The 14653-nt window shown below is 41.5% G+C and carries 18 protein-coding genes; 16 read left to right on the top strand and 2 right to left on the bottom strand.

Translation table 11 applies throughout. The annotated features are described in order from the left end of the window. Positions 1–18: 18 nt before the first annotated feature. Complete coding sequence (locus C6Y03_RS02485) at positions 19–1452, top strand: cryptochrome/photolyase family protein (RefSeq protein WP_106038778.1); 1434 nt, start codon at positions 19–21, stop codon at positions 1450–1452. Positions 1453–1492: 40 nt separating this feature from the next. Here C6Y03_RS02485 and C6Y03_RS02480 read toward each other — a convergent pair whose 3' ends face one another. Then, positions 1493–2416, bottom strand: coding sequence for a COX15/CtaA family protein (locus C6Y03_RS02480; protein WP_106038777.1), 924 nt, complete (start codon positions 2414–2416; stop codon positions 1493–1495). 394 nt (positions 2417–2810) lie between these two features. Between C6Y03_RS02480 and cyoE the strand changes: the two genes are divergently transcribed. From cyoE to ctaG, 6 genes are all read left to right on the top strand, one after another. Continuing rightward, positions 2811–3728, top strand: a complete 918-nt coding sequence (gene cyoE / locus C6Y03_RS02475) for a heme o synthase (RefSeq protein WP_003211774.1) — start codon at positions 2811–2813, stop codon at positions 3726–3728. A gap of 279 nt (positions 3729–4007) precedes the next feature. Then, positions 4008–5075: a cytochrome c oxidase subunit II gene (coxB, locus tag C6Y03_RS02470; RefSeq protein ID WP_034662616.1), complete on the top strand. Its 1068-nt coding sequence runs from the start codon at positions 4008–4010 to the stop codon at positions 5073–5075. A gap of 170 nt (positions 5076–5245) precedes the next feature. After that, positions 5246–7117, top strand: a complete 1872-nt coding sequence (ctaD, locus tag C6Y03_RS02465) for a cytochrome c oxidase subunit I (protein WP_106036764.1) — start codon at positions 5246–5248, stop codon at positions 7115–7117. After that, positions 7117–7737 carry a cytochrome c oxidase subunit III gene (gene ctaE / locus C6Y03_RS02460; protein ID WP_034662610.1) on the top strand — a complete coding sequence of 207 codons (621 nt, stop codon included), beginning with the start codon at positions 7117–7119 and terminating at the stop codon, positions 7735–7737. The genes ctaD and ctaE overlap by 1 nt, the downstream gene beginning before the upstream one ends. 2 nt (positions 7738–7739) lie before the next feature. Further along, on the top strand, positions 7740–8069 hold the full coding sequence (gene ctaF, locus C6Y03_RS02455) for a cytochrome c oxidase subunit IVB (RefSeq protein ID WP_003211520.1): 330 nt from the start codon (positions 7740–7742) through the stop codon (positions 8067–8069). Positions 8070–8099: 30 nt separating this feature from the next. Continuing rightward, entirely contained in the window at positions 8100–8978 is an 879-nt protein-coding gene (gene ctaG / locus C6Y03_RS02450; protein ID WP_060596178.1) for a cytochrome c oxidase assembly factor CtaG, read from the top strand. Between the two features lie 79 nt (positions 8979–9057). On the opposite strand, the gene C6Y03_RS02445 is transcribed toward ctaG, so the two are convergent. After that, entirely contained in the window at positions 9058–9423 is a 366-nt protein-coding gene (locus tag C6Y03_RS02445; protein WP_060596179.1) for a YugN family protein, read from the bottom strand. Positions 9424–9584: 161 nt separating this feature from the next. On the opposite strand from C6Y03_RS02445, the gene C6Y03_RS02440 reads away from it, so the two are divergent. The 9 genes from C6Y03_RS02440 (at position 9585) to coaD (ending at position 14645) form a co-directional block, all read left to right on the top strand. Beyond that, complete coding sequence (locus C6Y03_RS02440) at positions 9585–10007, top strand: CBS domain-containing protein (RefSeq protein WP_034663862.1); 423 nt, start codon at positions 9585–9587, stop codon at positions 10005–10007. Positions 10008–10129: 122 nt separating this feature from the next. Further along, positions 10130–11173: a CAP domain-containing protein gene (locus C6Y03_RS02435; protein WP_060596180.1), complete on the top strand. Its 1044-nt coding sequence runs from the start codon at positions 10130–10132 to the stop codon at positions 11171–11173. A gap of 110 nt (positions 11174–11283) precedes the next feature. Beyond that, positions 11284–11697 (top strand): YlbD family protein, encoded by a 414-nt coding sequence (locus tag C6Y03_RS02430; RefSeq protein WP_034662600.1) that lies wholly within the window; start codon positions 11284–11286, stop codon positions 11695–11697. A 19-nt stretch (positions 11698–11716) separates the two neighbouring features. Further along, positions 11717–11965 (top strand): YlbE-like family protein, encoded by a 249-nt coding sequence (locus C6Y03_RS02425; protein ID WP_034318044.1) that lies wholly within the window; start codon positions 11717–11719, stop codon positions 11963–11965. Between the two features lie 72 nt (positions 11966–12037). Further along, positions 12038–12445 carry a hypothetical protein gene (locus tag C6Y03_RS02420; protein ID WP_060596181.1) on the top strand — a complete coding sequence of 136 codons (408 nt, stop codon included), beginning with the start codon at positions 12038–12040 and terminating at the stop codon, positions 12443–12445. A gap of 57 nt (positions 12446–12502) precedes the next feature. Next, positions 12503–12952 carry a regulatory iron-sulfur-containing complex subunit RicF gene (gene ricF / locus C6Y03_RS02415; RefSeq protein ID WP_007499807.1) on the top strand — a complete coding sequence of 150 codons (450 nt, stop codon included), beginning with the start codon at positions 12503–12505 and terminating at the stop codon, positions 12950–12952. Between the two features lie 66 nt (positions 12953–13018). Then, positions 13019–13291 carry a YlbG family protein gene (locus C6Y03_RS02410; protein ID WP_003212137.1) on the top strand — a complete coding sequence of 91 codons (273 nt, stop codon included), beginning with the start codon at positions 13019–13021 and terminating at the stop codon, positions 13289–13291. 280 nt (positions 13292–13571) lie between these two features. Further along, positions 13572–14159, top strand: coding sequence for a 16S rRNA (guanine(966)-N(2))-methyltransferase RsmD (rsmD, locus tag C6Y03_RS02405; RefSeq protein WP_258182064.1), 588 nt, complete (start codon positions 13572–13574; stop codon positions 14157–14159). A gap of 3 nt (positions 14160–14162) precedes the next feature. Next, positions 14163–14645 (top strand): pantetheine-phosphate adenylyltransferase, encoded by a 483-nt coding sequence (coaD, locus tag C6Y03_RS02400; RefSeq protein WP_060596183.1) that lies wholly within the window; start codon positions 14163–14165, stop codon positions 14643–14645. Positions 14646–14653: the final 8 nt, after the last annotated feature.

The following is a 14653-nucleotide window of genomic DNA, read 5'->3' as shown; positions in this document are numbered from 1 at the left end:
GAGTGAGGTGAAGAAAGTTTGAAAATTGTTGTGATTTGGTTTCGCCGAGATATGCGATTGGATGATCATATCGCCTTATCAAAAGCGATCACATATGCAAAAAAACACGAGTACAAATTATTGGCTCTTTATCATCTAGATCCATTTTTTACTGAAATGGAAGTGGATATAAACAACGAACATTTCTTTCAAAACTTGGCGCATTTCGTCAAGGAAGCAAGAGAATCTCAAGTGTATGTTCACCTTCTCCATGATGATGTCCTGCGCGTCTTTCAACAGGTCATGGATGTGTATGACATCAAAGCCGTCTTTTTTAATGAAGATGAAGTGGGTATCGGCCAAAGGCGTGACCAGCAAGTAACCGATTTTTTAGAAAAGAAGGGCATTCATGTGTCAACGTGGCAAGATACACACCTTCACGGGGCGCGAGATATTTTAAAAGCAGATGGGTCACATTATCAAGTGTTTACCCCATACTATCAATCATGGCGTAAGCAAGAAAAGCAGCCTGTGATAAAAGTTGACAAATCATTTTTCAGCAGTGAGCATACGATTTGTGATGAGTCACTTTCGCAAAAAGGAAATGACAAACTGCGAGACTTGTTAAAGGGCTGCTCAAGGAAGTTTGAACAAATCGGCTCAGACAAAGCGATGAACACGCTGCATCACTTTATCCAAAAAAGATTAACGCGTTATCATGAGAAACGAGATATTCCGTCTCTTTTTGGAACGAGCAAGCTGTCGCGTTTCTTAAAAACAGGCACTATTTCGATCCGAACGATTTTTCATGCGATGTATGAAGAAGCACTATTTGAAGACGAGGGCAGAGAGACCTTTATCAAAGAGCTGGCATGGCGCGATTTTTACCATATGATTTATGCACATTATCCAGAGATGAAAGAAAAAGAAATCAATTCGGCGTTTCAAGGAATGAAATGGAATGAAGATGAGGCGCTGTTTGAAGCTTGGTGTAAAGGGGAAACAGGCTTTCCGCTCGTTGATGCAGGGATGAGACAGTTAAATGAGGAGGGCTGGATGCATAACCGCTTGCGAATGGTCACAGCCTCATTTTTAACAAAGGATTATTTGATTGATTGGAGAAAGGGCGAAGCGTATTTTGCAAAAAAACTTGTGGATTATGATGAGGCGTCAAATATCGGAGGATTTCAGTGGGCTGCCTCTGTCGGGACAGATGCCGTGCCGTACTTCCGTATTTTTAACCCAACGACCCAGTCGAAGCGATTTGATCCGAGCGGGGAATATATTAGAAGATATGTACCAGAGCTAGAGCATGTCGATGAAAAATGGATTCATGAACCAAGTAAAATGCCGATTGATGAGCAATTGAAATCGGGATGTGTGCTAGGTGATACATATCCGCTGCCGACAGTTGATCATCAGGAAAGACGCAAAAAAGCCATTTCGCTATTTGAAGAAGCAAAACAACAATAAAACAAATCCCCCATTCCGCATGAAAGGGGGATACAAATTCTTATTTGAATGGTTCTTTGCTTTCATATTTAAACCGGGCAATGAGTAAGCAGAAGTAACAAAGTATCCCAAACAAACCGGAAATAAAGAATGAATGAGCCAGCGCGTAACCAAGTGCAAGCTGAGAATAAACAGACATCACACCTGAAATGGCTTGAAGTGTAATCAGAATGGCTGAAATAATCCATCCATAATACAGCTGATTCTGTTCTTTATAATGTTTCATGGCATGGAACATCGCAACAAATATCCAGACGAATAAAAGAAGTGCTGCTGCTCGGTGAGACATTTGCACCCACTGATTAAAGTACGCTGGAAGTGCACCGTCTTTTGAACAAAACGGGAAGACAGAACAAGCAAGGCTTGACTTTGTATGCCTCACATAAGCACCCGTATACACCACGATATACGTATAGGTGATCAAACCATAAATATGGAACTGCATTTTTTTGCCGATATGAAGCGGCTTCACAAGCTTTGTTTCAGATCTGGTTGCTTCAAATACAAGAAGCGCAAGCAGTAACACTGAAGCAAAAGAAATGAGTGAAATACCGAAGTGCAGTGCCATCACAAGGGCGTTAGAACCAAACACGACGGCTAGAGCTCCTAAAAGCGCTTGAAGCAGTAAGAATATAATCGACATGATGACCAAAAATTTGGTTTCACGGAATACTGGACTAATCTTTTTCCAGCATAAGACCGCCAGTGCCAGAACAAGAATGGTGGAAACCCCTGTTGACATGCGGTGACTCCATTCGATGATGGAAGCAGGGTTCATTTCAGGGAAGAAACGTCCGTGGCAAAGGGGCCACTGCCGGCCGCAGCCAAGACCCGAGCCGGTTTTCGTCACAAGCGCACCGCCAATCAAAACGATCAGCATCACAAACGTTGTGATCACGCTCAATAACCTTAAAGCAAATTTCATCAAATTATTTCACCTTCTCTAAAAAACTTCTGATCTAAATGAAAAACCTCATATGCTCTCAAGTTTAAGCCAAATGCGTGTTCTGTTGCAATTCATAATGACCAAAGTTCACAAAAAAATGATATGTTAGTTCACAAAGTTTACAGATTTAGAGTGCTTGATCTTTCTTTGACAGTCTGATAGAAATAGAGGAGAGAATATTTCATTTTGCACCGCCTTCTGAAACACACATAAATCCTTATAAATTCACGAAAAGTTCACAAATAACTTCAAGATTGTCGTTTATTATTTAATAGGATGTTTTTTTACAGCTGTTTATCTTGTATGATAGAGTTGTAACGAATTTACGTTTCATTTGTTCGTTTGAAGGTTTGGGCAAGGGAGGTTATACACATTGGCAAATTCCAAAACAGCCGCGGAAGCAGCTATTCATGGACAAATAGAAGAAACAACAGCTTGGAAAGATTTTCTTGCTCTGATTAAAATGGGCATCGTCAATTCCAACTTCATTACAACATTTACTGGAATGTGGCTTGCTTTTTATTTTACAGGTATGAGTTTCCTTGGGAATCTTGATATTGTGCTGTTAACAATGATTGGTTCTTCTCTTATTATTGCCGGTTCATGCGCCATTAATAATGCGTTTGACCGTGATATTGATATATTAATGGAAAGAACAAAAACAAGACCGACGGTTACAGGTAAGATTCAGCCGGGGCAAGCGTATGCATTTGGTATTTTGCTTGTTGTACTTGGACTCATCATGCTTCTGATGACAACCATAACATCAGCAGTGATTGGTTTTATCGGAGTCTTTACTTATGCAGTTCTTTACACCATGTGGTCTAAACGTCATTACACCATCAATACCGTTATTGGAAGTGTATCTGGTGCGGTGCCGCCATTAATCGGCTGGACAGCTGTCACAGGTACAATTGACACAACGGCTTGGGTTTTGTTTATGATTATGTTCATTTGGCAAATCCCTCACTTCCTGTCACTTGCGATTAAGAAAACGGAAGATTACCGTAAGGCAGGTATTCCAATGCTGCCAGTCGTTTATGGCTTTGAAGTCACGAAACGCCAAATTATCATTTGGACAGCATGTCTTCTTCCACTTCCATTTTTCTTAGGTGGATTAGGATGGCCGATTGTCGCACTTGGCACATTGCTGAATATTGGATGGCTCGTCATTGGCCTTATGGGCTTTAAAATGAAAGACGTCATGAAGTGGTCAACGCTCATGTTCGTTTATTCATTAAACTACTTAACCATCTTTTTCGTCGCGATGATTATCATTACACTATTCTAGAGTAAAATACACTTTGATCACATCAAAACAAGGGCTATATCTTATAACACAACATTTTCTAACAACTATGAAAGCCGCCTGATATTCAGTTCTATTTAGGCGGCTTTCTGTTTATACATAGATGGTATTTTGAGTAAAAACATCATTTTTTTATGAAAAGAGGAAATGTAAGTGCTTTTATAAGAGGCGGGGGTTATGAATGGGTGAAAAGTGATTTTATAAATAAGAGGTAAAAAGCGAAAGGCAAAGGAGATCAAGCAAAAGGGGTTGGGACAAATTATGATAAGAAAATGGCGTGTTTATTCACTGTTTCTCTTACTGACGCTCGTTTTGGCGGGCTGTGGTGAACCATACTTATCAACACTCAAACCAGTTGGGGAAGTAGCAGATAAACAGTTTTTCCTAACGGTACTGAGTACACTCATTATGGTTCTTGTCGTCATTGTTGTATCGATCATTTTCTTTTACGTCATCATTAAATTCAAACGTTCTAAAGTGGGAGAAGATACGATTCCAAAGCAGGTGGAAGGGAACCGTAACCTAGAAATTACGTGGACAGCGATTCCGATTCTTCTCCTCATTATTCTCGTTGTGCCTGTTGTGGCATACACGCTTGAGCTTGGGGATACAAGCGCTATGGATAAGAAAAAACGAGATCCTGAAAAGACACTTGTTGTCAATGTAAGAGCCAGTTTATATTGGTGGGAATTCGAATACCCTGATTATGGGATTGTCACAAGTCAGGAATTGATTGTACCGACAGATCAAAAGGTGTACTTTAAGCTGAAAGCATCCGATGTGAAACACTCTTTCTGGGTTCCATCGGCTGGCGGTAAAATTGATACAAACACAGAAAATGAAAACAAGTTTTATTTAACCTTTGATTCAAAACGAACGAAAGATGCAGGAGAATATTTCTACGGGAAATGTGCAGAGCTTTGCGGTCCCTCGCATGCTTTAATGGACTTTAAAGTTAAAACGCTTTCTCAAGATGAGTTTTTGGGATGGACGAAAAAAATGGCTGATTACAAGAAGCCTACATCCACAAAAGATCTCGCACTTGAAGGTGAAAAATTATTTAAAGAGAAAAACTGCTTGAGCTGTCATGCAGTAGAGCCTGGTGACGAACGGCCGGAAGCGGCAAGGACGGCACCAAACCTTGCGACCTTCGGAGACCGAACGAAAGTAGCAGGAATCAAAGATATGAACAAAGAAAATGTGAAAGCATGGCTGAAAGATCCAGAGAGCTTTAAACCAGGGAATAAAATGACAGGGACGTACCCTAAATTAAATGACTCAGAAGCAGATGCACTTTATGAGTATTTAAAAGGACTTAAAATCGAGTAATTTCTAATGCGAATGTGCAAGAGGGTATGTGATCGATGTGAAGTTTTTGTTAAGAGCTCCCGAATATGTCTCTACAACCGAGAAGTAGCCATCTGTCAGACACAGTCTGTGTAAAGTTAAGATAGACATCTATATGAAAAGGGGCAAATGGGAGATAAGAGGGGGATTTCATGGTGAGTACAATAGCTAAAAAGCGGGGGTTTGGCGCTGTCTTATGGGATTACTTGACGACGGTTGACCACAAAAAAATTGCCGTACTATATTTAGTGGCAGGGGGATTTTTCTTTTTAATTGGCGGCCTGGAAGCGATGATTATCCGTATTCAGCTAGCCATCCCTGAAAATGATTTTGTAAGTGCAGGGTTTTACAATGAAGTCATGACGATGCATGGAACAACGATGATTTTCCTTGCAGCAATGCCGCTTTTATTTGCATTAATGAATGCGGTTGTACCCATTCAAATTGGTGCACGTGACGTAGCGTTTCCGTTTGTGAATTCACTTGGTTTTTGGCTGTTCTTTTTCGGAGGAATTTTCTTAAACCTTGGATGGTTTATGGGTGGATCACCTGATGCAGGCTGGACTGCATACGCCTCGCTCACGCTGAATTCAGAAGGGCACGGCATGGATTTCTATATTTTAGGTTTGCAGATAGCGGGTATTGGTACGCTGATTGCTGGGATCAACTTTCTTGCAACGATTATTAATATGAGAACGCCTGGTATGACGTATATGAGAATGCCGCTCTTTACATGGACGACATTTGTCGCCTCAGCACTGATTTTATTCGCATTCCCGCCACTTACAGCAGGGCTTGCGATGCTGATGCTTGATAGAATGTTTGATACGAGCTTTTTCAATCCAGAGCTCGGCGGAAATACAATCATCTGGGAGCATTTGTTCTGGATTTTCGGACACCCAGAAGTATATATCTTAATCCTGCCAGCATTCGGAATATTCTCTGAAATCATTCCAGTGTTTGCAAGAAAAAGGTTGTTTGGCTATTCGTCCATGGTGTTCGCTACTGTATTGATTGGTTTCCTTGGATTCATGGTATGGGCGCATCACATGTTCACAACAGGACTTGGTCCGATTGCCAATGCGATCTTTGCTGTAGCCACAATGGCGATTGCGGTGCCTACAGGAATTAAAGTATTCAACTGGCTGCTCACCATATGGGGCGGTAATGTGAAGTTTACAACGCCGATGCTGTATTCCGTTGCCTTTATACCGTCGTTTTTACTTGGCGGGGTAACCGGGGTCATGCTTGCAGCAGCTGCAGCAGATTATCAGTTCCATGATACGTACTTTGTCGTGGCGCATTTCCACTACGTCATTATTGGCGGGGTCGTATTCGGTATTTTAGCTGGTGTGCATTACTGGTGGCCGAAGATGTTTGGAAAAATACTGAATGAGAAGCTTGGGAAAATTGGCTTTGTGCTGTTTTTCATTGGTTTCCATTTAACCTTCTTTATCCAGCATTTTCTCGGGCTTTGGGGCATGCCGCGCCGAGTCTTTACATTCCTGCCAGGTCAGGGGCTAGACCTTGGGAACTTGATCAGTACGATTGGGGCACTGTTTATGTTTGTAGCTGTTGTCATCATGCTGATTAACATCATCTGGACTACAGCAAAAGGAGAGCGTGTATCGGGCGATCCTTGGGGAGACGGAAGAACGCTTGAATGGGCAGTGTCTTCACCTCCGCCAGAATACAACTTTAAACAGCTTCCGCTTGTCAGAGGACTAGATCCATTATGGATTGAAAAAATGGATGGTAAAACAGGAATGACAGCATCTGAACCGCTCGATGATATTCACATGCCGAATAATTCCATCTTACCTGTCATTATCTCATTCGGTCTATTTGTTTCAGCGTTTGGTTTCATGTATCGTCAAGAGCACAGCTGGGGACTTCCAGTGATTTTCATTGGTCTTGGCATTACATTTGCGACCATGCTGGTTCGCTCTCTTAAAGATGATCATGGGTACCATATTCACAAAGAAGATTTGACCGATGACGATGATAAAGGGGTGAAAGCATAATGGAACCACAAAAAATGACAGCAGAAACCTTTCCGGCTTCTCCTGAGAAAGCCACGTTAGAAGGAAAGAATAAGTTCGTCGGGTTCTGGTTGTTTCTTGGGGGAGAAACCGTTCTGTTTGCATCGCTCTTTGCCACGTATTTGGCGCTGAAAAACTCTAATGCAGGCGGAGCAAAAACAACTGATATGTTTGATCTCACACTTGTCTTTATTGCCACGATGCTTCTGCTGACGAGCAGTTTAACGAGTGTGTATGCAATGTATCATATGAAAAACTTTGCCTTTAAAAAGATGCAGCTTTGGCTTGGCGTGACTGTGCTATTAGGTGCTTCATTTCTAGGGGTTGAGATTTATGAGTTCTATCATTATGTGCATGCGTATGAATTTACAATTACCAGCTCAGCTCTTGGTTCTTCCTTCTATACACTTGTCGGAACTCACGGGGCTCACGTCGCCTTCGGACTTTGCTGGATTACCGCTCTTATGATTCGAAATATGAGACGCGGACTCGATTTATACAATGCGCCGAAATATTATGTGGCAAGTCTGTATTGGCACTTCATTGATGTTGTGTGGGTCTTCATCTTTACCGTTGTATATTTAATGGGAATGGTGGGATAAGAATGGGAAATAAAAACACAAATCAGTCTAAAGTCGATCTTGTATACCGTAAAAAGAAAAATGCCGAAGAAATGAAGCATCAGCTCATTTCTTTCGGCTTGATGATTGGATTAACCTTTGTTGCCTTTTTAACAATTGCTTCAGAAGACGTTGGGAACTGGTTCGCAGTACCATTTATTTTATTGCTTGCAGTTATTCAGGTGGCTTTTCAGCTTTATTATTTTATGCACATGAACCAAAAAGGGCATGAAACACCCGCATTGTTTCTTTACTCAGGTGTGTTTGTCGCGTTTATTACCGTATTAGCCTTTTTGACCATTATTTGGTGGTAAGCCCGCTTTGCCCTTGAAGGAGGCGCAGCAATGGAGAACTTAGAAATATTCGGATTTCGGGCATTATGGAGCCCTTACTATTTGACTAGTATTGTCATAGCAGCTGCTCTTTATTTGCTTCTTGTGACAAAGGGAAAGCACCGTGCGACGGTGAAAGAGAAAACGTTGTTTCTGACGGGGCTTGTCCTGTTATACGCCGTGAAAGGAAGCCCAATTGATTTAATGGGGCATATTATGTTTAGTGCACATATGGCGCAAATGGCGGTGCTCTATTTAGTCATTCCGCCTCTCCTTATTACAGGATTACCTGCGGCCATTTGGGAGCGGATCATACAAACACCAGGCATTCAGCAAATTTTTCGTTTGTTTTCCAAGCCTTTAATTGCATTGCTTGGATTTAACGGATTGTTTTCGATGTATCACATTCCGCTTGTGTTTGATTTTGTGAAAACAGATCCGTTTTATCATGCGTTGATGACGGTGGTCATTTTTATCGCTGCCTTTTTCATGTGGTGGCCGCTCGTTCATAAAGTCCAAAGTCAGCCGCAGATTACAGGCATTTTAAAGCTTGGTTATATCATGGCAGACGGAATATTGATGACTCCTGCGTGTGCTCTCATCATGTTTAGTGAGGCACCGATCTATGCAACCTATTCTGATGCTGGCGCTTGGATACAGGCACTGCACTTATGCGTGCCAAGTGATATGCTGGCAGGCCTTGCGCTCACAGGTCCTGAAATGTTCCATACCTTGCCTCTGCTAGAGGACCAGCAGCTAGGCGCGATTTTGATGAAAATTATTCAGGAGATTGTGTACGGCTCGATCCTTGCTGTTGTGTTCTTTGACTGGGCAAGAAAAGAAAGAGCGAAAGATGCCGTACCAGATGCGCTGATTCCGAAATATGAATGAAAAAAGCACAGCCGTATGGCTGTGCTCAGATTGTTGACAAAGGGCTAAAATGATCTTGATTTTAGCCCTTTGTCTTCTTTTATGCTTCAGCAGTCATTGCTTCTAGTTTATCTTTCAGCTGTTCAAGCGTTTTCTTGCTTGATTGGATGAGAGATTTAGGGAAATCTTCGCCTTCGCCGTATTCAACACCGTGCGGATAATAATGTTTTCCAAGTAAAGGTGTTAGAAGCTGTATGTGTGCTCTTTTGGAACCAACATCTCCTTCGGTGGCGTAGCCGGAAATCCGTAAATAAAAGGTTCCCTCTACCATGTTATACTTTCTGTCGTACGTCACACGCTCATAATCCCATTGATCGGCTCGTACAAATCCTTCACTTTCCATGATGAAATCTAATTTATTTAAGTCAGCTGCTACCTTTTCAATCCCCGTACCTTCAAACTTCACCCAAAACCCCTCCTTATAAAAATTCCCTTTACTGACAATCATAGTATGAAAGCGTTAAACTTTCAACTGTGAAAGGTATGTTCTTTTATAACCTGGTTACAGTAATAAAGAAAATAATAGATGGAGGAATCGATGTGAAAACGAAAAAAATCAAAGATATTATGACAAAAAAAGTAGTGACATGTCAGCAAGACGACAATACGTATGAAGCGGCAGTCAAAATGAGAGACGCGGACATTGGGGCCATTCCGGTGGTTGACGGAGATCAGCTCGTTGGCATAGTGACAGACCGTGACCTTGTACTCAGAGGCATTGCAGAAAAAAAGCCAAACTCACAGGAAGTGGGCTCGCTGATGACGAAGGAAGTACTGACAGCTGAAGAAGATGCAACGCTTGAAGAAATTGTCCGGCTGATGTCAGAGCACCAGCTCCGCCGCATTCCTGTTGTGAAAAATGGCGCTTTAACAGGGATTGTCGCTCTTGGAGATTTATCAGTCGAAGATTTATCAAATGATCGCGCGGGAGATGCACTGACAGAAATCTCTCAACAGGATCAAGATCACGGGCAAGGATTTCTTCATTAAGAGGGGCATATTTTAAATTCGTGTTAAATAGGCTGTATTGTCGTTGATAAATGAAGCGAGTTTTGTTTAAATGACAGTAGAAGGTACTTTTTGTACCTTGCCAATTTAACGGAGGTGTTTATTTGAAAACTGTGCTCAAAACACTCCTCATCCTCCTGATTATATCTGGAACGTACGTTCTGTTTATTCAATATGGATCTTCACCAGAAAAAGAAAACAGCAATGAACCGAAGGTGTCTAATGAAGAAACATCTAGCGATAAGCCGATCAACATCCCGAAAAAGGGGCTCATGTCCTTTATGGGGAAATCTTCAAACGAAGTGCTTAAACAGCTGGGAGAACCAGATCGCATTGATCCTTCCGCATATGATTATGACTGGTGGATATACAACCAATCGAAGAAGCACTATATTCAAGTAGGGGTAAAGGATAGTAAAGTGGTGACCCTGTTTGCAACAGGAGACGGGCTCAATGTCGAACCGTTTAAAATCGGTCAAGCCACAAGTGAAGTATTTAAAAAAACACAAATTGCACCTTACATTCATGTAGAGGATGAACAAAATTCATACCGCTTTGAATTCTCAGAAGATGATATGAATACAAGACCCACTGTGAAAGTGGGAGATGATGTGTATGTTCAGCTTTACATGGATAAGTTTGAAAGCACTCTTTCAAGTATCAGGGCGTTTAACGCAGATACATTTGTGAAACAAAAGCCATATGAGGTCGTCTATCGTGGTCAATTGATAGAACCTGAGGCAATATCAGGTGAAAAATGGAAAGAGATCGAAGCTTCCAGTCAAAAACAAATTTTTGATATGACCAATATTATCCGTCATAAGTACAAACTGCCGACCTTAAGGTGGGATGATGAAACCTCTGAAGTGGCATTCATGCATAGTGAGGACATGAAAGAGAATCATTATTTCTCCCATGAATCAAAAAAATACGGTACGCTGAAAGATCGGTTAGAAAGAGGCGAGGTGGCATTTCAGCTCGCAGGTGAAAACATTGCCTATAATTATGTAGATGGACCTGCAGCGGTAGAAGGCTGGCTCAATAGTGAAGGTCATAGGAAGGCGTTATTAAATAAAGATTACACACACCTTGGCGTAGGTGTGAAAGAAAAATACTACACTCAAAACTTCATCAAGAAAACATCTTAAACGAAAGCAGCTGCACAATCGCAGCTGTTTTTTTGATTGAAAAAGAGGCTCACCAAAATAGCTGCTGGTGTATATAGTATAGTAGGCATTTGTATGGGGGGGGTGAGGATATGACAAACAAACAAAAACAAACATCCATTGATGAATTTAAACAATTCGTCAGACGCCATCCGAAGTTAATTCAAGAAGTGCAAACGCAAGAAAAAAGCTGGCAAAGTGTATACGAAAATTGGATCATGTTTGGTGAAGAAGACGAGATGTGGTCTCCTTACCGGCAAACGCAATCTGAAGGCGGTAAAGAAGAAAAAGCCTCTAAGCCAAGTGAATTGGGAAAAGCAGATTTTATGTCTAAAATGGTTTCTGCCGTGAAAAAAATGGACGCTGATCAAATGAATGAACAAATCAACAAAATGAGCCAGTCTATTTCCTCTTTACAAAGCTTACTCGGACAATTTTCATCAAATGGCTCAAAGAAAGGTTCATCTGGAGGCAGTCAGCACCCATTCTCCTTCAGGAAAGATTAATTGAAAGGGGATGCTTTTGGTGCGGAAAGAAGTACAGGAGTTTGTCATGGCCGAAGAGGATCGAATCAAATTCATCAGACAGCGTCCTCTCTGGTACAGACAGCTGACTCGACATCCTGAAAAGCTATCGTCCTTTGAATTAGATAAAATGAATTTTTACGAAAAAACCATTCCTCATCGTGTGAGTCAGTTGAGCAACAGTGTTCAAATGGCTGAAATGATGATTCAAATGTTCCAAGCAATGCGCAATCAAAATGGAGCCGGGTGAGGCTTTTTTGAGTTGATTAAGATGTCTATTTCCTGAGCATCCTATAAAAGTAGATGAAAGGAGAATCAGAAGATGAAATGGATGCTGTCAATATGCGCATTGCTTTTTCTTGTCACCGGGTGTCAAAGTCAACATGGAGAGAAGCAAGTCATGAAGCAAGATCCAGCTGTACCAGTGATGCAGCAAGCCGAAAGCGAAATGAAGCAGCAAGGCTTTTTAAAATACAAAGTGCAGGGGTCTTCTGTCTATATAGAAAGTACACTACAAGATTTTCATCTTGAACCTTCGCGTCTAAAAAAGAATGAGAAGACGGGATATTTTACAGTGTATGTAGACGGAAAACGTGCAGGCAATGAGTATACTGCTGCATTTGTGGTCAAGCATCTTTCAAAAGGAAAGCATAAAATGACCGTTGTGCTCAATTCCCGTCATCCAGAATATAAGCAGAAAAGAGAAACATGGGATGTATTTGTCACGTAAAAGCATTTTCTGATCCATAGGTTTCGTGGTAAACTATGAATTGGAGGTGCAACATTTATGTATGCGACAATCGAATCTGTGGAGCTCCAAGAGGAAGCGAATCAATTGGCTGCCATGATTCTTCAGTCGGAGGAGGCTGAACATTACCGCAACTGCTTTAAGCGTCTCCAGCAAGACGAAGAAGCCCAACAAATTATTGCCCATTTTACAAAAGTAAAAGAGCAATATGAGGATGTGCAGCGGTTCGGCAAATACCATCCGGACTATAGAACGATCTCAAAGGAAATGCGTGAGGTCAAAAGAAAGTTAGATCTTCACGATACAGTGGTTGATTTCAAAAAAGCAGAAACAGCGATTCAATCCATCTTAGATGAGATTAGTATTGAAATCGGTCAAGCTGTATCAGCATATATCAAAGTTCCAACAGGGAACCCATATTTTGATGGTCTATCATCATGCGGCGGTGGCTGTGGATCAGGTGGCAGCTGTGGCTGTAAAGTATCTTGACGAGACTTGAATGTCTCGTCTTTTACATAATGACTGAAAAGAATTGAAAAAGCGGCAGGTGAAAAGATGGAAACCAAACGTCAAGGGATGGTCGTTTGGCTGCATTCGTTAAAGCAGTCAAAGGCGCTAAGAAAATTTGGAAATGTTCACTATATTTCAAGGAAAATGAAGTATGCAGTGATCTATTGTGATATGAATGATCTCGAGCGTCATATGGCTAAGCTCAGCTCATTGCCATTTGTGAAGCGTGTTGAGCCTTCATATAAACCTTTTATTAAATTAGAGTACGAATCCAAATTGGACAAAGCAAAAGAGTATGATTATAAAGTGGGCTTTTAAAGACACAAAAAAATCCCCGCGGCATCACCCGCGGGGTCCTTCTATTCTTAATGATTCATTAAGGAGAAGGCAAAGGGAGAGGAGAAACCGGAGGAAGAACTTATGGGGAAACGTAAGTCTTCTCCGCGGTTGGCAACAGCACCACATCAGATGCTGTTATAAATAGTATGACCCCGCATTCCTTGATCTATACATAGAAAATGAATGAAAATCCTTGCATTGTCCCCTGCGGAGTGTTGTGGTAAGATAATGTTGAATTTTTTGTCATAAACAATAACCAATAGAAGCAAGCAGAAAAAGTGGTGGGAAAATGAGAGTCATCTCTGGAACGAGAAAAGGCCGCACACTTAAAGCGGTACCAGGTCAATCAACAAGACCGACGACAGATAAAGTAAAAGAATCGATATTTAATATGATCGGCCCGTATTTTGATGGCGGATGGGCCCTTGATTTATTTGCGGGAAGCGGTGGTTTAGGAATTGAAGCGCTTTCCAGAGGATTCGATCATTGCATTTTCGTTGATCGAGATATGAAGGCAATTCAGACGATTAAAGGAAACCTCAATCAATTGTCGCTGCTCGATCAAAGTGAAGTGTTTCGAAACGAGGCAAAGCGTGCACTCTCAGCCGTTGTGAAACGAGAGGAATCCTTTCAAGCGATCTTTCTTGATCCGCCTTATAAAGATCAACAGCTGAAAGCACTTCTTGAAATGATTGACGAGCATGCCTTATTAACAGATGACGGCGTGATCGTGTGTGAGCATGATAAGGACGTCACACTGCCAGAGGAAGCTGGACAGCTTTACATATCAAGACAGGAACTGTACGGGTTGACTGGTATTACGATCTATAGAAAGCGGGGAAATTAAAGCATGGGAAACATAGCCGTTTGTCCGGGTAGCTTTGATCCAGTCACATTGGGCCATTTGGATATCATCAAAAGAGGTGCAAAGATCTTTGATGAAGTGTATGTATGTGTACTAAATAACTCATCCAAACAACCGTTATTTACCGTTGAAGAACGGTGTGAGCTCATTCGCCAGGCGACGAAGGATCTGCCAAATATCAAAGTTGAATCCTTTCACGGTCTGCTTATTGATTATGCGAAACAAAAAGAAGCCAAAGTCATTTTACGCGGATTAAGAGCTGTGACGGACTTTGAATATGAAATGCAAGGCACATCAATGAATAAAGTGTTAAACGATGAAATTGAAACGTTTTTCATGATGACCAACAATCAATATTCCTTCTTAAGTTCCAGCATTGTCAAAGAAGTAGCGAAATATCATGGATTAGTCAAAGATCTTGTCCCAAAAGAGGTAGAAGCAGCGCTGAAAGAAAAATTTAAAGGATGAGTGCACCG

The organism is Bacillus sp. LNXM65 (assembly GCF_002998575.1).
Classification (GTDB): Bacteria; Bacillota; Bacilli; order Bacillales; family Bacillaceae; genus Bacillus.
This window is presented reverse-complemented; position numbering and strand designations above follow the sequence as displayed.

What these genes read in the sequence shown, in the direction of transcription:
- C6Y03_RS02480 (WP_106038777.1), bottom strand. Translation starts at nt 2,416, where the DNA reads ATGAAATTTGCTTTAAGGTTATTGAGCGTGATCACAACGTTTGTGATG.
- coxB (WP_034662616.1), top strand. Translation starts at nt 4,008, where the DNA reads ATGATAAGAAAATGGCGTGTTTATTCACTGTTTCTCTTACTGACGCTC.
- ctaD (WP_106036764.1), top strand. Translation starts at nt 5,246, where the DNA reads ATGGTGAGTACAATAGCTAAAAAGCGGGGGTTTGGCGCTGTCTTATGG.
- ctaE (WP_034662610.1), top strand. Translation starts at nt 7,117, where the DNA reads ATGGAACCACAAAAAATGACAGCAGAAACCTTTCCGGCTTCTCCTGAG.
- ctaF (WP_003211520.1), top strand. Translation starts at nt 7,740, where the DNA reads ATGGGAAATAAAAACACAAATCAGTCTAAAGTCGATCTTGTATACCGT.
- ctaG (WP_060596178.1), top strand. Translation starts at nt 8,100, where the DNA reads ATGGAGAACTTAGAAATATTCGGATTTCGGGCATTATGGAGCCCTTAC.
- C6Y03_RS02440 (WP_034663862.1), top strand. Translation starts at nt 9,585, where the DNA reads ATGACAAAAAAAGTAGTGACATGTCAGCAAGACGACAATACGTATGAA.
- C6Y03_RS02430 (WP_034662600.1), top strand. Translation starts at nt 11,284, where the DNA reads ATGACAAACAAACAAAAACAAACATCCATTGATGAATTTAAACAATTC.
- C6Y03_RS02420 (WP_060596181.1), top strand. Translation starts at nt 12,038, where the DNA reads ATGAAATGGATGCTGTCAATATGCGCATTGCTTTTTCTTGTCACCGGG.
- ricF (WP_007499807.1), top strand. Translation starts at nt 12,503, where the DNA reads ATGTATGCGACAATCGAATCTGTGGAGCTCCAAGAGGAAGCGAATCAA.
- C6Y03_RS02410 (WP_003212137.1), top strand. Translation starts at nt 13,019, where the DNA reads ATGGAAACCAAACGTCAAGGGATGGTCGTTTGGCTGCATTCGTTAAAG.
- coaD (WP_060596183.1), top strand. Translation starts at nt 14,163, where the DNA reads ATGGGAAACATAGCCGTTTGTCCGGGTAGCTTTGATCCAGTCACATTG.